General features: G+C 62.1%; 18 protein-coding genes. 10 read left to right on the forward strand and 8 right to left on the reverse strand.

What is annotated here, in order from left to right; translation table 11 throughout:
• Positions 1-36: 36 nt before the first annotated feature.
• Genes ACXAG8_RS07815 through ACXAG8_RS07840 form a run of 6 tightly spaced genes read left to right on the forward strand, consistent with a single transcriptional unit; the run spans position 37 to position 5,842 of the window.
• The gene (locus tag ACXAG8_RS07815) at positions 37-1,005 is read left to right on the forward strand and encodes an ABC transporter substrate-binding protein (RefSeq protein WP_475223259.1); all 969 of its coding nucleotides are present in this window, start codon (positions 37-39) and stop codon (positions 1,003-1,005) included.
• Positions 1,002-2,708, forward strand: a complete 1,707-nt coding sequence (locus ACXAG8_RS07820) for an ABC transporter permease (protein ID WP_475223261.1) — start codon at positions 1,002-1,004, stop codon at positions 2,706-2,708. The genes ACXAG8_RS07815 and ACXAG8_RS07820 overlap by 4 nt, the downstream gene beginning before the upstream one ends.
• Positions 2,696-3,739, forward strand: coding sequence for an ABC transporter ATP-binding protein (locus tag ACXAG8_RS07825; protein ID WP_475223262.1), 1,044 nt, complete (start codon positions 2,696-2,698; stop codon positions 3,737-3,739). The genes ACXAG8_RS07820 and ACXAG8_RS07825 overlap by 13 nt, the downstream gene beginning before the upstream one ends.
• A gap of 15 nt (positions 3,740-3,754) precedes the next feature.
• Entirely contained in the window at positions 3,755-4,825 is a 1,071-nt protein-coding gene (locus ACXAG8_RS07830) for an MBL fold metallo-hydrolase (RefSeq protein WP_475223264.1), read from the forward strand.
• Positions 4,822-5,379: a histidine phosphatase family protein gene (locus ACXAG8_RS07835; RefSeq protein WP_475223265.1), complete on the forward strand. Its 558-nt coding sequence runs from the start codon at positions 4,822-4,824 to the stop codon at positions 5,377-5,379. Before ACXAG8_RS07830 ends, ACXAG8_RS07835 begins: the two co-directional genes overlap by 4 nt.
• A complete protein-coding gene (locus ACXAG8_RS07840) occupies positions 5,372-5,842 on the forward strand; it encodes a phosphatase domain-containing protein (RefSeq protein WP_475223267.1) in 471 nt (156 codons plus the stop codon). The genes ACXAG8_RS07835 and ACXAG8_RS07840 overlap by 8 nt, the downstream gene beginning before the upstream one ends.
• A 98-nt stretch (positions 5,843-5,940) precedes the next feature.
• On the opposite strand, the gene ACXAG8_RS07845 is transcribed toward ACXAG8_RS07840, so the two are convergent.
• The 5 genes from ACXAG8_RS07845 to ACXAG8_RS07865 all read right to left on the reverse strand — a co-directional run bounded on the left by ACXAG8_RS07845 (position 5,941) and on the right by ACXAG8_RS07865 (position 10,579).
• A complete protein-coding gene (locus tag ACXAG8_RS07845; protein ID WP_475223268.1) occupies positions 5,941-6,984 on the reverse strand; it encodes an L-idonate 5-dehydrogenase in 1,044 nt (347 codons plus the stop codon).
• A 9-nt stretch (positions 6,985-6,993) separates the two neighbouring features.
• Positions 6,994-8,271 carry a TRAP transporter large permease gene (locus tag ACXAG8_RS07850; RefSeq protein WP_475223270.1) on the reverse strand — a complete coding sequence of 426 codons (1,278 nt, stop codon included), beginning with the start codon at positions 8,269-8,271 and terminating at the stop codon, positions 6,994-6,996.
• A gap of 3 nt (positions 8,272-8,274) precedes the next feature.
• Positions 8,275-8,754 carry a TRAP transporter small permease gene (locus tag ACXAG8_RS07855; protein ID WP_475223272.1) on the reverse strand — a complete coding sequence of 160 codons (480 nt, stop codon included), beginning with the start codon at positions 8,752-8,754 and terminating at the stop codon, positions 8,275-8,277.
• Between the two features lie 98 nt (positions 8,755-8,852).
• Positions 8,853-9,824, reverse strand: coding sequence for a TRAP transporter substrate-binding protein (locus tag ACXAG8_RS07860; RefSeq protein ID WP_475223273.1), 972 nt, complete (start codon positions 9,822-9,824; stop codon positions 8,853-8,855).
• On the reverse strand, positions 9,821-10,579 hold the full coding sequence (locus tag ACXAG8_RS07865) for a GntR family transcriptional regulator (RefSeq protein ID WP_475223274.1): 759 nt from the start codon (positions 10,577-10,579) through the stop codon (positions 9,821-9,823). Before ACXAG8_RS07865 ends, ACXAG8_RS07860 begins: the two co-directional genes overlap by 4 nt.
• Positions 10,580-10,678: 99 nt before the next feature.
• Between ACXAG8_RS07865 and uxuA the strand changes: the two genes are divergently transcribed.
• Positions 10,679-11,887, forward strand: coding sequence for a mannonate dehydratase (gene uxuA / locus ACXAG8_RS07870; RefSeq protein WP_475223275.1), 1,209 nt, complete (start codon positions 10,679-10,681; stop codon positions 11,885-11,887).
• Positions 11,884-13,359, forward strand: coding sequence for a mannitol dehydrogenase family protein (locus ACXAG8_RS07875; protein WP_475223276.1), 1,476 nt, complete (start codon positions 11,884-11,886; stop codon positions 13,357-13,359). The genes uxuA and ACXAG8_RS07875 overlap by 4 nt, the downstream gene beginning before the upstream one ends.
• 31 nt (positions 13,360-13,390) lie before the next feature.
• Here ACXAG8_RS07875 and ACXAG8_RS07880 read toward each other — a convergent pair whose 3' ends face one another.
• The gene (locus tag ACXAG8_RS07880; RefSeq protein ID WP_475223278.1) at positions 13,391-14,323 is read right to left on the reverse strand and encodes a LysR family transcriptional regulator; all 933 of its coding nucleotides are present in this window, start codon (positions 14,321-14,323) and stop codon (positions 13,391-13,393) included.
• A gap of 86 nt (positions 14,324-14,409) precedes the next feature.
• On the opposite strand from ACXAG8_RS07880, the gene ACXAG8_RS07885 reads away from it, so the two are divergent.
• The gene (locus tag ACXAG8_RS07885; protein WP_475223279.1) at positions 14,410-14,826 is read left to right on the forward strand and encodes a RidA family protein; all 417 of its coding nucleotides are present in this window, start codon (positions 14,410-14,412) and stop codon (positions 14,824-14,826) included.
• 47 nt (positions 14,827-14,873) lie between these two features.
• On the opposite strand, the gene ACXAG8_RS07890 is transcribed toward ACXAG8_RS07885, so the two are convergent.
• Both ACXAG8_RS07890 and ACXAG8_RS07895 read right to left on the reverse strand, forming a co-directional pair.
• Entirely contained in the window at positions 14,874-16,118 is a 1,245-nt protein-coding gene (locus ACXAG8_RS07890) for a ribulose-bisphosphate carboxylase large subunit family protein (protein ID WP_475223281.1), read from the reverse strand.
• Positions 16,115-17,464: a four-carbon acid sugar kinase family protein gene (locus tag ACXAG8_RS07895; protein ID WP_475223282.1), complete on the reverse strand. Its 1,350-nt coding sequence runs from the start codon at positions 17,462-17,464 to the stop codon at positions 16,115-16,117. The genes ACXAG8_RS07890 and ACXAG8_RS07895 overlap by 4 nt, the downstream gene beginning before the upstream one ends.
• 133 nt (positions 17,465-17,597) lie before the next feature.
• Between ACXAG8_RS07895 and nanR the strand changes: the two genes are divergently transcribed.
• Positions 17,598-18,338: a transcriptional regulator NanR gene (gene nanR, locus ACXAG8_RS07900; protein ID WP_475223283.1), complete on the forward strand. Its 741-nt coding sequence runs from the start codon at positions 17,598-17,600 to the stop codon at positions 18,336-18,338.
• Positions 18,339-18,420 lie beyond the last annotated feature (82 nt).

Raw genomic sequence — 18,420 nt, forward strand, 5'->3', positions numbered from 1 at the left:
TCACCTTTCGTACGAAAGCCAATCTGGAGAGCTCGGATGAAAACCCTTCTGTCTGCCGCCGCCGTTGTTGTTGCCGCAACTGCGTCTTACGCGGAAACCCTGACCCTTTACACCTCGCAGCCCAATGCCGACGCGCAAAAGACCGTCGATGCATTCACCGCCGCCCATCCCGGCGTCGAGGTCGACTGGGTCCGCGACGGCACGACCAAGCTGATGGCCCGTCTGCGCGCCGAGATCGAGGCCGGCAATCCGCAACCCGACGTATTGCTGATCGCCGATACGGTGACACTGGAAGGCATGGCGCAAGAGGGGCTTCTGAAAGCCTACAAATCGCCCGAGGCCGAGGCTTATGACCCCGCGCTTTACAGCGCGGATGGCTATTACCATTCGACCAAGCTGATCACCAGCGGCATCGTCTACAACACCGGTGCGGCGGCGCAGCCCGAAAGCTGGTCCGATCTGGCGGACCCGGCCCTGAAAGGTCAGATTGCGATGCCCTCGCCGCTGTATTCCGGTGCGGCGCTGATCCATCTGGCGACCCTGACCGGCGATGCGGACCTGGGCTGGGACTATTACGGCCAACTGGCTTCGAACGAGGCGCGCGCCAAGGGCGGCAACGGGGGCACGTTCAAGGCCGTCGCGTCGGGTGAAAAACCTTATGGCGTCGTTGTTGATTTTCTGGCCATCCGAAACAAGGCCGACGGCTCGCCGGTCGAGTTCGTGTTCCCGAAAGAAGGCGTTTCTTACGTGACCGAGCCGGTCGCGATTTTGGACAGCGCCAAAAACGTCGAAACCGCGCAGAAATTCGTTGATTTCGTATTGTCGCAGCCAGGTCAGGATCTGGTGCTTGAGATGGGCTATATCCCGGCGCGTAACGGAATGGGCATGCCCGAAGGCTTTCCGGCCCGTGACGAGGTCAAGCTGATGGCGTTCGATCCGGCCCAGGCTCTGTCGGATGCCGAAACCAACAAGGCGAAATTCGCTGACCTTTTCGGTGCTGAATGACATACCTGCCGCTACATGCGGGACGCAGCCGGTCCGAGGGCCGGCTGCTGTCCTTTGTGCTGCTGGTCGCGATTTTCCTGACCCTCGCGCCCGTAGCGCGATTGTTCGTCGAAGGCATTATTGTCGGGGGCGGGCTGAACCTTGTCTTTCTGCACGACGTTCTGACGCGTAACGCGACCCAATCCGCGCTGCGTCATTCTCTGGTAACGGCAGGGTTCGGCACGCTGATCTCGGTGATCATCGGCAGCATCTTCGCCTTTCTGGTCGCGCTGACCGATCTGCGGCGCAAGGCGGCGCTGGTTTTCTGCCTGATGATCCCGATGATGATCCCGCCACAGATTACCGCCCTGTCATGGACACAGCTTATGGGGCCATCCTCGGTTCTGCTGAAAACGCTGGGTCTGGCACCGCCGCTTGGCGCGCCCCAGCCGCTGTATTCGCCCGGCGGCATCATCCTGTTGCTGGGCATTCAACACAGCTCGATCATATTTCTGACCCTGCGCGCAGGTCTGCGTTCGATCCCGCAGGACGTGGTCGAGGCGGCGCGGATTTCCGGAGCGCACGGGTTGCGCGTCTGGTGGCAGATCGTGTTGCCACTGAGCCTGCCCAGCCTTGCCGCCGGTATCGCCATCACCTTTGTCACGGCGCTTGGAAACTTTGGCATTCCCGCCATGCTGGGGATACCGGCGGGGTATTCCACCTTGCCCACATTGATCTATCAGCGCCTTGCGGGACTGGGCACAACCGTTCTGGCCGAGGTCGCCGTCTTGGCGATCTTGATCGGCGCTGTCGCCGTCGCGGGCATCCTGCTGCAACGGCTGATCCAGCGCCGCCAAAAGGTGCATCTGGTCGGCAGTGCATCACGGGCATTGTCGATCCCGCTGGGCCGCGCCCGACTGCCAATCGAGATCGCGCTGTGGTTCGTTATCCTTGCCATTCTGGTGCTTCCGCTGTTGGGCTTGCTGGCCACCTCGCTGGTGCCTGCCTATGGCGTGCCTCTGCGCTGGGACACGCTGTCGCTGACCGGCTGGTACGAGGCGCTGTTCCGCCAGCCCGCCACCACGCGGGCCTTTGTCAATTCGTTCAGCCTGTCGATCGGCGCGGCGGTTCTGCTGATGGCCCTGTGCCTGCCTCTGGCATGGCTGATGGAGCGGCATCCAACCCGGCTGGGCCGCCTGTTCGACAACCTTCTGGACCTGCCTTATGCCCTGCCTGGCGTGGTTCTGGCCATCGCCATGATCCTGCTGCTGATCAACCTGCCGTTCACGGATTTCACATTCTACGGCACCATCTGGATCATCTTTCTGGCCTATCTGGCCCGCTTTTTCGCCGTGATGTTCCGGCCTGTGCAATCCAGCCTGAAACAGCTTGATCCAGCGATGAACGAGGCGGCGCAATCGGTCGGCGCCTCGCTGCCGCGCCGCCTGAGGGACATCATCCTGCCGCTGACCGCGCCATCCGCCGCTGCCGGGGCCATTTTGGTGTTTCTGACGGCGTTCAACGAACTGACCGTCTCGGCGCTGCTGTGGTCTTCGGGGACTGAAACGCTGGGCGTCGTGATCTTCAACCTGGACGACAGCGGCGAAACGGTGATGGCCTCGGCCGTCGCGATGGCCGTTGTCGTGGTGGTGATCGCCTTGATGGGTGTGATCCAGCTGACCTCTGGCCGCCTGCCCAAAGGAGTTGTTCCATGGCAAAACTGACGCTTGATACTGTCGGCAAAAGCTTTGACGGCACGCCCGCGCTTGCAGACATCACCGCCGAGATTGCCGATGGCGAATTCGTCGCGCTGCTGGGTCCGTCGGGCTGTGGCAAATCCACCCTTCTGCGCCTGCTGGCCGGGTTCGAACATCCCAGCACCGGGCAAATCCACATTGGCCCGCAAGAGGTTGCTAATGCCGATACCGGCCACATGCAGCCCCCCGAGGCGCGCAATATCGGGTTCGTCTTCCAGTCCTACGCGCTTTGGCCGCATATGAACGTGCGGCGCAATGTAGGCTATCCGCTCGAGGTGCGGGGCGTGCCCAGGGCCGAGCGTTCGCGCCGGATCGATGCCGCGCTAGAGGCGACCGCGCTGGGGCCTTATGCGGATCGGATGCCCTCGGACCTGTCCGGCGGTCAACGTCAGCGCGTCGCCCTGGCCCGCTGTCTGGTCACGGACCCGACGGCGGTGTTGCTGGACGAACCACTTGCAAATCTGGACGTGGCCCTGCGCGCGTCGATGCAGGCCGTATTCTCGGATTTTCATCAGCGCACCGGCGCCACCATGGTCTATGTCACCCACGATCAGGCCGAGGCCATGGCGATGGCCGATCGCATCGCGGTGATGGAGGCCGGTCGCATCGTGCAATTCGACACGCCCGAACGGCTTTATGCCCGTCCGCAAAACCGCTTTGTCGCGGGGTTCATTGGCGAAGGCTGCGTTGTGCCCGTCAGCGATCCGAAACCCACCGAGGACGGCGCCGAGGTCACCTTGCTGGATCGGCGCATCCGCGTCAAAAGCGACTGCGCCGCCCCGACGCTCAGCTGTCTGCGGCCGGAAAACATCACGCTGGGCGAGGCGGGCGTGCTGCGGGCACGGGTGGAACGCTGCACCTATCTGGGTGGGCAGTACCGCCTTGGGTTGCGCACGGCGGGTGGCGCAGAGCTGATGGCGCGATCACCCGCACGGCACGCGCCGGGCGAGCAGCTGGGTCTGACCCTGTCGACCCCCTGGGCCTTTGCCGAAACCTGAAGTCACGAGGAAACCATGCATTATGTAACGGTCCTGTCCGGGATCGGCGACAAAGGTCCGGCCTGCATGCTGCTGGAAACCGGCGGCCATCGCTGGCTGCTTGATTGCGGCTTTGGCCCCGAAGCCAACGCGAATTTTGATCCCGTCTGGCTGGACGGGGTCGATGCTGTCTTTATCACCCATGACCACATCGACCATATCGGCGGTGCTGCCCACGCGGTCGAGGCGGGGCTTCCCATCCATGCCACCCGGCGCACGGCGAACGCGCTGCCGCCCTCGACCGACCTGCGCCCGCTGCCGGAACAGGGCACCACCCTGATCGGTGGTGTGGCGGTGACGACCGGGCGCAACGGTCACGCGCTGGGTGGGTGCTGGCTGCATTTCAATCTGGGCGAGGGGCTGTTCTATTCCGGTGACTGGTCCGAGGAATCCCAGTGGTTTGCCTTTGACCCGCCGCCGCCCGCCGCCACGGCGATCCTTGATTGCAGCTATCATCTGGATGATGTGACCCAGGCCATGCGGCTGACGGCGCTGGACGCGCTTCTTGACTCCCTGCCCGGCCAGGTCCTGTTTCCGGTGCCCCCGTCCGGGCGGGCTGGCGAGCTGGCTTTGCACTTGCTGCGTCGCTACGGACCCGACAGCGTGATGCTTGACCCCGAATGCCGCACGGCGCTGCGGGCTGCATTGGCAACCAACGGTGTCAGTGCGAACGCACAGGAAGTTGCGCCATTGCTCAGCCGTGGCGATCTGGACGAGGCGCGGTTTCTGGTCTGCGACACCCCCAACGCCGATGGCGGCGCGGCTTGGGGCTATGTGCGGGCCTGGCGCGAAGGCGGACGTCTTGGCCGTGATGCGCATGTGGTTTTCACTGGCCACATGACGGCCCATGCCCGCGGCATCGAAAAGGTCGACGGTGGGTATTTTCGGCGCTGGAACGTGCATCCGCCGCTGTCGGATCAGATCCGCATGCTGCGCCGTCTGGGCGCGCGCCGGTTTGCGCCGGCCTTTTGCACCCTGCCAGAGGAGTATTTCCTGGAAGCAGGCTTTGACACCGAAGTTTTCCTGCATGAAAGGATCGCGTTATGACCCCGGCAGATCTACCGCCATTGCCTGCGCGCAGTTTCACCGTGATCCGTCATGGCGAAACAACCGCCAACCGCGACGGCATCATCGCCGGCTGTCTGGACGTCGACCTGACGGAAACGGGGCGTGCGCAGGCCGCAGGGCTTTCCCGATATGCCTGGCCCGATGATGTCGCTCTGTTCGCCAGCCCGATGCGCCGCGCGACCGAGACCGCGCAGATCGGATTTCCGAACCTGCCGATCAATCCGCACCCCGACCTCGTTGAGCGTAACTGGGGGCGCTACGAAGGGTTGCCCCTGGACCAATTGCCCCCAAGGGACAGCCACCCCGAACACGGCGAAGACTGGGCCGCCATGATCCGCCGGGTTCACCGTGCGATACGGGATTGCCTGCTGCTGGCTGGCGATCGTCCGGCGGTGATCGTGTGTCACTCGGGTGTGATCCGGGCCACGCGCCTGCTGACCGGACAGGCAAGCGTCGGCGCGCGCGCCGAAAATGCGGTTCCACATGCGTTTCTCTGGACCGGAACCCACCACAAGGAGCACATAGATGCGTGACATTCCCCCAACCAGCCGCCGCTGCGTGATTTTCGACATCGACGGAACGCTTGCGGAATTCGATGCGGCCAGATTGGGTCATCTCGTCCATGGCCAGAACAAGCACTGGCAGCATTTTCACGAAGCCATGGCCTCGGCCCCGGTGATCGAGCCGGTGGCGCGTGTCTACCGGCAGTTGGTGGCAGGGGGCGAAGCGGTTGTGCTGTGCTCGGGGCGCCCCGAGGGATGGGCGGACTACACCAGGGCATGGCTGGATCAAAACGATCTGCCATATGAGGGGATTTACCTGCGCCCCTCGGACGCCGACGGTCTGAGCGACCCTGAGGTCAAGAAATTGTTGCTGGACCGGATGCGCAACGACGGGTTCGACCCCTGGATCGTGTTCGACGACCGCAGTTCTGTCGTTGAATTCTGGCGCGCACAGGGGTTGGTTTGCCTGCAATGCGCCCCGGGGGATTTTTGATGGGTTTCGACCCGGTCGCGTGAACCGCCCCGAGGGGGTTTCAACACAGTCGCGACCTCAGCAGCCAAAGCCACTGCGTGGTTTGAGCTGCGGTCGGGTCAATCCGAAAATGCGATGTGAACCTTGACCGATTTCGACCGGTCCGCTGCCGCCTCAAATGCGTCGGCGGCGTCTTCCAGCTGGTATTGCCCGGTGACGATCGGGCGCGTGTCGATGCGGCCAGAAGTGATGGCCGCGACCGCGTCGGCAAACTCCTCGTGGAAGCGGTGCGTGCCTTGCAGGTGGATTTCCTTGGCGACCAGCATGTTCACGGGCATCGGCGTGTCGCCCGTCACGCCGACCTGAACAAGAACGCCGCGGGGGCGCAAGGCGGCAACGGCGGATTTGATGGCCGGACCCGCGGCAGAACATTCGAAGGCGATATGAAAATATCCCTTTTCTTCCGCATAACGTTCCATCTCGACACCGTCGCGTGCGACGTTGATGGTGCGGGTGGCGCCCATTTGCTGGGCCACCTCAAGCACCGCGTCCTGCAGGTCGGTGACCACCACTTCGGCCGCGCCTGCCTCGGCGGCAGCGGCTGCGCAAAGGATGCCGATGGGCCCGGCGCCGGTGACCAGAACGCGTTTGCCGGTGACATCTCCGGCCATGCGCAGGGCGTGCAGACAGACGGCCAAGGGTTCGGCGCAGGCCACTGCGCCCAGGTCGGCGTCTTCGGGCAGCTTGATGCATTGTGCGGCATTCACCACGATCCGGTCGCGAAACAGCCCCTGTTCATGGGGCAGGCGCATGGCCGAGCCGTTAAAGCGCATGTTCAGGCAATGCATCGGCAAACCTTCGGTGCAATAGCTGCATGTGCCGCAAGCCTGCGAGGGGTTGATCGCCACCCCGTCACCCGGTGCAAGCGCGGTTACGCCCGGCCCGACTTTGACCACCCGGCCCGAAGCCTCGTGGCCAAGGATGATCGGCTCGCGCACGCGGATCGTGCCGATGCCGCCATCCGACAGGTAATGCATGTCCGATCCGCAGATACCGCCCCTGGCAATGGCCAGTAGGACCTGACCCTCGCCGGGTGTCGCCACCTCTTCGGTTTCGATGCGAAGGTCGTTTTGGCCGTACAGACGGCAGACGCGGGTTTTCATGTCGGGGCCTCAGTTGGTCAGGAGCGAGGGCAGCCAGGTCGCCAGCGGCGGGAAATAGCTGACGGCCAGCAGCACAAGGATATTGGTCAGAAGGAACGGCAAGATGGCGATCACCACCGGCATCAGGGGCAGCCGGGCGATGCCGGCGCAGACAAACAGGCAGACGCCCACCGGCGGAGTGGTCAGGCCGATCATCAGGTTCAACACCGCGAAGGTGGCAAAATGCAGCGGCTCGATGCCCACTGCCTGTGCCAGCGACAGCAGAGGCACGAAGAGGATGATCAGCGCGGCGATTGTCTCCATGAACATGCCAACGAACAGCAGAAGCAAATTGATCAGCAAGATCACCAGGAACTTGTTGTCAGTGATGCCAAGCACGCCGTCGGCAATGGCCTGCGGGATGCGTTCCGAGACCAGGATCCAGCCAAAGACATTGGCAAAGCCCACCAAAGCCAGGATGCCAGCAGCAGAGGTCGCGCTTTCGACAAGGATGCCGGGGATCTTGTGCAACGGCAATTCGCGATAGATGAAGGCACCGACGACAAGGGCATAGACGCTGGCCACGACGGCGGTTTCGGTCGGCGTGGCAAGGCCCGAAAGCAGCCCGTATATGATCAGAAAGGTCATCGCCAGCGCCCAGAAGGCCCCCGCAAAGGACCGGCCGACTTCGCTCACGCCCTGCCATTCCTGACGCGGAAAATTGCGCCGGGCCGAAATCACATAGGCCGTGCCCATCATCGCCAGCCCCATCAGTATGCCGGGGATGGCGCCCGCCAGAAACATCTGGCCCACCGAAATGCCCGACAGCGCGCCGACGATGATCATCGGCACCGAGGGCGGGATGATCGGCCCCACGGTCGAGGATGCGGCGGTGACAGCGGCCGAGAAATCCGCCGGGTAGCCCGCCTTTTTCATGCCGGGGATCATCACGCCGCCGATCGAAGCGGCATCAGCCACCGCCGTGCCGGTAATCCCGCCAAACAGCATCGAGGCCGCGATATTGGTCAGACCCAACCCGCCCTTGATCCAGCCGACCAGCGCGTTGGCAAAGCGGATGATGCGCCCGGTGATGCCACCCTGGTTCATCAGGTTGCCGGCAAGGATGAAACCGGGGATCGAAAGCAGGACAAAGACATCCATCCCCGCATACATTTTCTGCGGCATGACCACGGGCGGAATCCCGGCCAACAGCAGGTAGGCCAGCGACGACAGGCCAAGCGTGATCGCCACCGGAATTCCCAGGGTCAGCCCACCGACGAAGACGGAAAACAGAACGACAACGTCCATGGCTCAGAGATCCTCTTCGGGTTTGACGGGCTTGCCGTCTTCGGCGCCGGTCACCATTCCCAGCACGCGCAGGGCCGCGAAAACCGCCAGAAAGACCAGCATCAGGAAGACGGTAAAATGGATGATATCCATGCGCACGCCCAGGGCGGGCGATGTTTGCATCTTGCCGATTTCGACATAGCGCCAGGCGTGGGGCAGCAGGTAAACCGCCAGCGCGCCCGTGGCGATGGCCGAGAACAGCCGCAAAAGCCAAGGCAATCGACCGGGCAGATATTCACAGACCACGTCGACATTCACCAGATCGCCGGACCGGAACGCCAGCCCGGCCCCGAAGGCCACGGCAAAAAGCAGCGCATAGCGGGTCAGCTCTTCGGTCCAGACCGGGGCGAAGCCGGTCAACCGGCCGATGACCTGCAACAGCACGGCCCCGATCAAGAGCGCAAAGGACAGCCCGGTGCCCCATTGGGCAACGCGGGTGATCAAGTGGATTATTCTGTCGGCACGTGGCACGGGCGGGGACCTGAAATCGGAAAAGGGGTCTCCGGCGCCGGGAAGCGGCAGCGCCGGAGAGCGGTGCGGTCTCAGTTCGAGAACAGGTCTTCGACGATCGGTTTGATCTCGTCGTTGACGTTGGCCAGCACCGCGTCCTTCGCGGCGGCCTGGAAGGCGGCGGCGTCGACCTCGACAAAGGTCATGCCTTTTTCCTCCAGAAAGGCGCGGTCGGCGGCGAGGCTCTGGTCGAACAGCTCGCGCTCATAGGCCTGGGCGCGGGCGGCGGCCTCCATTACGGCGGCCTGGTCGTCTTCGCTCAGCTTGTTCCAGGTGGATTCGGCGATGGTCAGGTAAATCCAGGACCGCACGTGGTCGGTCAGGTTCACGTGGCTTTGCACCTCGTAGAAGCTGGCCGAACGGATCAGCGCCAGCGGGTTTTCCTGTGACTCGATTGTGCCGTTCTGCAAGCTGGTGAAGACTTCCGAGAACGCCATCGGACCGGGGCTTGCGCCAAGCGCCGACCAGACGTCGACAAACAGCGGCACGTTCGGCACGCGCATCTTCAGGCCTTGCAAATCATCGGGATGGGCAATCGGACGGTTCGAGGTCAGGTCGCGCGCACCGCGGGCGAAATAGGCGATCGGGCGGATTTGCACCTTTTCGACGATCTGCTGCTTGATCTCTTCCCCGGTCTCACCCGAGGCAAAGGCGTCCATGTCCTCGATGGATTTGAAAGCATAGGGAACCGCCAAAAGCGCAGCCTTGGGCGCCCAGTTTTGCAGGCTTTCGCCGGTGATCGTCATGTCGACGGTGCCCAGCTGCATGCCGTTGATCAGGTCAATCTCTTTGCCGAGCGACTCGTTGGGGAAGACCTCGACGGCGATGCGCCCGTCGGTCAATGCGGAAAGCTCCTCGCCAAACTTGACCGAGGCTAGGTGCCACGGGTTTTCTTCGTTGGCCAGGTGGCCCAGCTTTAGCGTCATGTCCTGCGCCTGAACCGTGCCGCCCACCAGCGCAACCATAGCCGCCGCAGCCGCTGTCAGTTTCCACTTGATTGTCATTTGTCCACTCCTCCTTGGATAGGTGCATTGACCGGATCGGGATAATCCCCGTCCGACAGGTCGAAAAATTCCGGGTTGGCCGCACTGATTTGCGGCAGGTCGCTCAGCACTTCGCGCAGATGGCCGCGCATGGCCGAGTTGGCCCCTGCGATGTCTCCTGCCGCGATGCAATCGACAACGGCGGTGTGCTGGTCGATCAGCTTCTTGACCGGGAAATGGCCGAGCGACAGAAAGCGCACCCGGTCCATTTGCGATTTCAGCCCCTCGATCAGGCGCCAGGTGCCGCGCTTTCCGGCGGCATCGGCCAGGGTCCGGTGAAAGCGTTCGTCCAGCCCGATGAAATCAAGCGGATCGGACCGCGCCACTTTTGACTGGGCTTTCAACTGGTCGCGCAATTCCCGGATCAACGTGGGGTCGGGGGATTGCGCCAGGATCTTTGCGATATCGGCTTCGATGGCTTCGCGCAGAAAGCGCGCGTCAAGCACCGCAGAATAGCCGATCTTGGTCACGCTGGTGCCACGTTGCGGCAGGATTGCCAGCAAATCCTCGCTGGCCAGCTTGATGAAAGCCTCGCGCACCGGTTGACGGCTGACGCCGTAGCTGCGGGCGATCTCGGCCTCGGACAGGCGTTCGCCGGGGGGGAAGGCATTGCGGATGATGGCGTCGCGCAGACGGGCATAGATCTGCGGCGCGATGGCCGACATCGGGTCGATTTCCTTCGATTCAGTCTCACTGGGTGCAAGCCGGTATGCCATCGCGATTCGTCTCCTCCGCATGTCTCGTACCATACTGCCATACTAGCAATCAATCCTGAAAGATGCTAGAAAGCGGCAAGCGACTCAGGAGATCGACAGATGAAGCAGACTTGGCGGTGGTTCGGACCAAAGGACCTGGTGTCCATCGACGACACATTGCAGGCCGGGGTAGAAGGCATCGTATCAGCCCTGCACCATGTGCCCACCGGCGCGGTCTGGACCCCGGAAGAGATTGCGCAGCGCCAGCGCGAGATCGGCACGATGAAGGACGGCAACGCCTCGGGCCTGAACTGGGACGTGGTGGAAAGCCTGCCGGTGTCAGAGGATATCAAGAAACAGCAGGGCGACTGGCGGGCGCATATCGACAATTACAAGGCAAGCCTGAAGCACCTCGCCGAAGCCGGGATCGAAGTGATCTGCTACAACTTCATGCCGGTCCTCGACTGGACTCGCACCGATCTGGCCTGGCGCCGCCCGTCCGGGGCCACGTGCATGCGCTTTGACCTGACAGACTTTGCCGCCTTTGACCTGCATATCCTTGCCCGTCCGGGCGCCAAAGAGGATTTCGACGATGCCCTGCGCGCAGCCGCCGCCGAACGCTTTGCCACGATGAACGAGGCGCGGCGCGCGGAACTGGCCAAGAACGTCGTCTTTGGCCTGCCCGGTGCCGCGGAAAACTTCTCGCTCGAAGATGTGCGCCAGCACATCGCCGAATATGCCCAGATCCGCGAAGATACCCTGCGCCAGCATCTGGTAGACTTCCTGTCCGAAGTGGTGCCCACCGCTGAGGAACTGGGCCTGCGCCTGTGCTGCCATCCCGACGATCCGCCCGTGCCGCTGCTTGGATTGCCGCGGATCATGTCGACCGAGGCGCATTACGCTGCCGTCATGAACGCCGTCGACAGGCCCGCCAATGGCATCACGCTCTGTTCCGGTTCACTGGGCGCGCGGCCTGACAATGACCTGCCCGGCATGATGGATCGCTGGGGCTCGCGCGTTCACTTCTTGCATCTGCGCAATGTCCGGCGCGAAACCGACGCTATTCGCGGCTCGTTCTTCGAAGACGAGCATCTGGACGGCAATACCGACATGGTGGCGCTGATCGCCGCCTGCCTGCGCGAAGAAACGCGCCGCAAGGAAGCCGGGCGCGCCGATTGGTCAATCCCTTTCCGCCCTGATCACGGGCAGGACATTCTGGATGATCTGGGCCGCAAGGCGCAACCGGGATACCCCTCGATCGGGCGCTTGAAGGGTCTGGCAGAGCTGCGCGGTGTGATCGCTGGTTTGCAGCACGGAGCGACCGCATGAGCGAGCGTCTGACCTCGGCCGACGACCTGCACGATACGGCCCTTTGCCCGGCCTATGACCGTGACGCACACGGTCCCGGCATCGTGCATATCGGTCTTGGCGCGTTCCACAAGGCGCACCAGGCCGTCTATACCGACGATGCACTGGCGGCCTCGGGCGGCGACTGGCGGATCATAGGTGTCAGCCTCAGGAGTACGACCCCGGCTGAAGAACTTGCCCCGCAAGATGGGCTTTACACAGTTATCGAACGCAGTGCCGAAGGCACAAACGCGCAGGTGATTGGCGCAATGGCTGCGGCCTATGGCCTTAGATCCGACCGGCAGGCAGTGCTTGAGGCGCTGGTTGCGCCCGCCACGCGGATCGTGTCGATCACCGTCACCGAAAAAGGGTACGGCATCGACCGGGCCACCGGCGGCATCGACCGGGCCCATCCCGCGATCGCCGCCGATCTGGCCGACCCGGACAACCCGCAGGGCCTTGCCGGTCTGCTGGTCTGGGCCCTGGGCCAGCGCCACGCCGCCGGGGTTCCGCCGTTCACGGTACTGTCCTGTGACAACCTGCCAGAGAACGGCCCATTGATGCGCGGATTGCTGGTGGATTTCGCCCGCCACGCCGCGCCCGATCTGGTGGACTTGATTGCGGGCGAGGTGGCCTTTCCCGCCACCATGGTCGACCGCATCACACCCGCACGGGGGGCCGGGACGCTTTCGCTTGCCAAAGACCTGATCGGCCACCGTGACGAGGCCGCAATCGAGTGCGAGGCCTTCCGCCAGTGGGTTATCGAAGACCATTTCCCGACAGGCCGCCCAAACTGGGAGGCCGGGGGCGCAATTTTTGTGAATGACGTCAAACCCTATGAGGACATGAAGCTCAGGATGTTGAATGGCAGCCATTCCATGCTGGCCTATTCCGGCTTTCTGGCGGGGCACGAATATGTCCGCGACGTCATGGCTGACCCGGCGCTTTCGACGCTGGTCCGGCGTCATCTCGGTGCGGCTGCGGCCACGATTGACCCGTTGCCGGGCGTCGATTTCGCCGATTATGCCCACGAATTGGAGGACCGTTTCCGAAACCCGCATCTGGGGCACCAAACCTATCAGATTGCCATGGACGGGACCGAGAAAATGCCGCAGCGCATCTTTGCGCCGGCCGTGGACGCGTTGGAGCGGGACCTGCCGTTGGAGGCTTTCGCCTTCGCCACAGCGGCCTGGATGCGGTACACGCTTGGCAAGACCGACACCGGCGAAGCCTTTGCGCTGCGCGATCCCAGAGAGGCCGAGTTGACGGCTCTGAACGGGGTGGAATCGGCGCGCGACATCGTAACCCGCCTGTTGGCGTTGCCCGGCTTCTGTCCGGCGCCCTTGCGCGACAGCGCGCCCTGGCGGCAGGCTGTTACCGGTCTTTTGGACCTGATCCTGGCCGAAGGGGTTCAGGCGGCGATCCTGAAAGCCGCAGCCCGGCGCCCGTGCTGATGCCGTTCGCAGACGAAAGGGGCATCAGCCTTCAGCTTTGCCTCTGTCCCGGTTGCGGCTGGCTGCCGATGTTTCCGATTTGACCGGCAAGCATGTTGATAAAGTGCCGGACCCGCGGTTCCAGAAGGCGTTTATGCGGATACAGCGCATAGATGTTGAGCGTGCCGCAATCCACGTTTGGCAAGACCTGTTCCAACCGCTCGGATGCGAGGTCATCGCGGATCAGAATATGAGGGAGGAGCGCGATCCCGCCGCCATCCAGAGCCACTTGCCGAATTGCCTCGCCATTGTCGAGACTGAGTTTTGACTGACCGGCGGCGCGCACCCAATCGCTTCCATGCTCGCGAAGCAGCCAGTTTTCGCGCCTTCCTTTGTTCATGAAATGCAACAAGGAATGGGTGGTCAGATGCTCGATGCGGGTGGGGCGATCGCGCTGCGCGAAATACGAGGGTGAGGCACATAGAACAGGTCTGTCCGTCCAGACTTTGCGCGAGATAAGGGCGCTGTCTGGTTGCTCGGCGCCAATCCGGATGGCCAGATCAAACCCGCTGTCCAGCAGGTCGTCGACCCGGTCAGAGAGGCTGATCATGACATGCACGCCGGGCCAACGTTCCTGAAAGGCCCGAACGACCTTTAGAACAAGCCGCCGCCCCAGCGCATCCGGCGCCGTGATCCGTAATGTCCCGCTGGGAATACCTGCGTCGCTGGACAGTTCGGCCTCGGTTTCGTCCAGAACCTGCCTGAGCTTTTGACCCTGTTCGTAAAGCTTGTGACCCTCTTGCGTCAAACTCATCGCTCTGGTCGAGCGGTTCAGAAGGCGTTTGCCATAGCTTTCCTCCAGCCGCGCGATCGCCTTGCCGGCGGTAGAGCGCGATAACCCAAAGGCCTTGCCGCCGGCAACAAAGCTGCCCGCATCAACAACAGACATGAAGATCAATATGTCGTTCACTTTGGAGTTTTGCATTCTGGCCCTTTTGTTCGCCACAGAAGCGAAAGCACATCGTCAATATAGCCGGTTACAAAATGACAAAACAATGCAGGAAAAGAAGAATGGCTGATACGATTTTACGCCTGAACCCAGCGGGTTTGCCTGATGCAAGCGGACTTGGATATGCCCAAATCACCGTCGCGAAACCAGGGCCTGTTGCCTTTGTCTCTGGTCAGGTGGCGCTGAGTGCCCAAGGAGAGGCAACGCCACCAACACTTGCCGGGCAAACCGAGATGGTCATCTCGAACCTTGAAACAGCGTTGCAAAGCCTCGGCGCGTCACCGTCCGATATCCTGCAAATGCGGATTTATGTGCTGGACCTTGATGAAGGTGCGCTTGAGATTATCATGGGGCGGGTCACCGCGTTTTTGGACGGGGCGCTGCCTGCCCTGACCGGTGTGGCGGTTGCGGCCCTTGCGGCCCCGGAGTTTCTGATCGAGATCGAAATGACGGTCCAGATGCCGACCCAATCGGCATAGCACGTCAGGTCTTGGAAACCGGGCCGGGAAACAACCCGGCCCGGGCTTTAGCCAAAGGTTTCCAACGCCGCGGCCAATTCGTCGTGGTCTTTCGCATAGTGTTCCAGTGACTGCCCGGCCTGCGCGGCATCGGCCGCTTGCCGCAATGAGGTAACGCCGGCGCCCGGCCCCTGCGGGTGGCTCATGATGCCGCCACCGGCGCAATACAGAAAATCGGCATTTCCAAGAAACGCCATGCTTTGCCCGATTTGCCGAATGGTCTGCCCGGACGAGAAAACCGGAAGCGCCCTGTGGCGGGTTCCCGGCAGTTCGGACTGAACGGCCCGTGCCGATGCCATGACGACCTCATCGGGTTCGGTAAACTTGTTGGCCAGACCGTTGACATGCAGATGGTCTGCGCCTGCCAGTCGCCAGATGACCTGTTGGACCGCATAGGTCATTCCGATATCCGGTGACCGCGACATGAGCCCCCAGCCATTGCGGTGACCGTGAATGGGCAGGCGTGTCCTGTCGCGCAGGAACCGAAGGCCGCTTAGCCCGATCCAGTTGAGTGAGACCATCGCGCAGGTTGCCCCTAACCTCTCAAGCATTTCGGCGCGACGCGCCATCTCGTCGATCTCACCGGTGATGTTGAAGGCGTACATGACCTTTCGCCCGGCTTTGTCCGCGTGGCGGTTCAGAACGTCCATCGCGCCTTTGGCGCGCTTTTCCAAAGGGTTTCCGGGGCCATCGGATTGCAGTTCGTCATCCTTGATGAAATCGACCCCCGCATCGGCCAGTGTTGCCACCAGTTTCACGGTATCGTCTACGTTCAGGCCGATACTTGGCTTGATGATGGTTCCGATCATCGGACCGCCTGGAACGCCCATCATGTCGCGCGTCCCCGCGATGCCATGGGCGGGGCCGGGAAAAGCGGCTGCAAAACTTTCTGGTATGGTCAGATCGATCAGGCGAAGGGCTGAAATTTCCGCCAGTTCAAACAGATTGCCCGCAATCGTTGCCATCAGGTTGGGCAGGGACGGGCCAATATTGGCAACCGGCCAGCTTAGCCGCACGATGCCGCGCTCGTAGGTGTCACCGTGCAACCGGCAGGGCAGGGCAGGCGTTGTCGATCTTGAAACGATTTCGATTGCTTCGACCCGCGCGGCCGCTCGGGCTCTCAGGTCGTCTGTTTCGGTCGCGAGCCGAATAAATGTGCCTGTGGATTGCTCGCCCGCGATTACCTCGGCGGCGCGGGTCAGCCCGACCGGGCTTTCGATTTCATACGTCGCCTGGAACCGATCGGAATTCATGCGCGTGCTCCTCCTCCGTCGCGAACCCAGCCAAAATAGTCGGGCGAACCCATCTGGCCGCCTTTCAGCGCAATTTCCAGGCCGTCCATCGGCCCGTTGGCTTTTGCCCTGCAAATCGCGGCGCCTGGAATTGTCGGTGATACAGCCTTGAGCGCATAGATATCCAACGCCTCGCAGACGCGTCCCGAAGTGTCGCCGCCCGAGACCGCGACGCGACGCAGCCCCATGCGGTCCACAAGCGTGCGCAAGATATGGCCAAGGGATCGCCCGATCCTGTCATTGGCTTGATCCATATCGCCCTTGGCCGCCTTTTGGACCGCGGCAAATGCGGGGTCGCCGGGACCTTCGGCCGTAAAAACGATAACGGGTCGATCTTTGCCAAGCGCTTGACTTGCCTGATCGATCACGTCGGCTTCTGCGGTGTTGTCGTCCCCTTGCAACAGGCGTTCCGCATCAAGGCGGATCGTGACAAATCCGTTGTGCCTGGCCCAATCAATCTGGGCCGCGCTTGTGGGCGAAACAGAGCCAGAGACAACGGCGAAGCGATCATCGCGGCTCAACCCGCCGATGGCGGGGGGATCGGCCACAGGATTTGCCGCACGCAGATGGGACACCAGCGCGTATTCGACGCCTTGCGACCCGGCGACCAGCCGGCTGTCCTTGCGCCTTTGCCACAATAATCTGCCGACCTCTGCCTGTTGGTCCTTGGAAATCAGATCGATGGTCCAGATATGCGGGTCCTGGTCAAGCTTGCTTTGCGCGGTTCGGTTTTCCAGGTCTTCCAGGTTGATGCAGTCCACGGGCGTTTCGGTCTGTCGGGCCAGGTGCCGCGCGACATCGGCCTCGGTCATGGGCGTGACCGGGTGTCGGGCCATCACAGGATGTCGATCCAATCGGTGCACGCCGTCGGGGGCCGAACAAAACAGCGTTCCAAACGCCTGATAGCGGCGCATCTCGGGTGCGGCGGTCACGACGGGCACGGATGCCTTGCCGAATATGTCCCGTCCGATGTCGATGGCTTTGCCGATTGACCCGACATGTGGGGCCGAATCCAGCGTCGAACAGGTTTTATAGTGAATGAGGGCGGCGCCTGTCTGGTCCAGGAACCTGAACAGACCGGGCAGGGTGTCATCCATCCAAGCTGGCGGTTTTGACCGCGCAAGCGTTGCAATGCCGATCCCCGCCAGACCCTGGGCCTCATCCAGCGATTGAGGTTGCGAGAGATACAGGATTGATGGCAAGCCGTTGAACGTCAGCACTTCCATGACCGCCGCGGCCCCGGTGAAGTCATCCCCGAGCCAGCCAACAAGCGGGTGTTCAAAAAAGCTGGAAGTCGGGCCGCCCATGGTATATATCACCTCATTATACCAGTTCGGTTTAGAGCGGATTTCCTGCCGGGTCAACGCATTTGGCGGTCAAGTACATTGACATTTTGTCTGCTATTTTGGATTTCGCTTAAAAGGACGGATCTTGATAACCATGCCCAGCGACACACCTTCAAAGACCCAGGACAAGATCATCAGGCTCAAACTTTCGGACCAGGTGCTGGATCGATTGCGAGAGATGATACGCAACGGTGAATTGGGCCCCGGCGATTTCATGCCATCGGAACGTGTTTTGATGGAAAGGTTCAGCGTTGGGCGTCCGGCCGTTCGCGAAGCGTTGCAGGCGATGCACACCCAGGGGCTGATTACGATCAGCCACGGGGAACGCAGCCGGGTAAACGAACTGTCGGCCAATCTTGTTCTGCAACAAAGCGACAAGGTGGCCAACATCCTTTTGGACGCGGTTCCGGCCAATCTTGAGCATCTCAAAGAGGCGCGGCGCATGTTTGAGCTGGGCATCGTTCGATCTGCCGCAGCCAAGGCGACGTCGGAGGATGTGAAAAAGCTCAGGCAGTTGCTGTCCGATCAACAGGCGTTTCTGACCGGGCAATTGGATGTTCGGCACTTTATCGAAGCCGATATGGCCTTTCACACCGGAATTGCGGATATTCTGGAAAACCCGGTGATCAGCGCGGCATCCGGGGCCATGCTCAGGTGGCTGCAGGAATACCACGTCAATGTCCTGCACTGGTCGGGCAATGAACAATTGACGCTGGATGAACACGCAAAGATCATCGACCGGATAGAAGCAAATGACGCAGACGGTGCCGTTGAGGAAATGCAGCGCCACCTGGATCGTTCGCGCGATATGTTTGCCCCGCGCCGCGGCGGCTGACACGGCTTCCTTTGATCATTGGGTTTGATCGCCCTGGTCCACTGGTATAATGAGTATGTATCAGTAGTTTTGGAAGTGGGGC

The organism is Ruegeria sp. ABD4_443 (assembly GCF_056160865.1).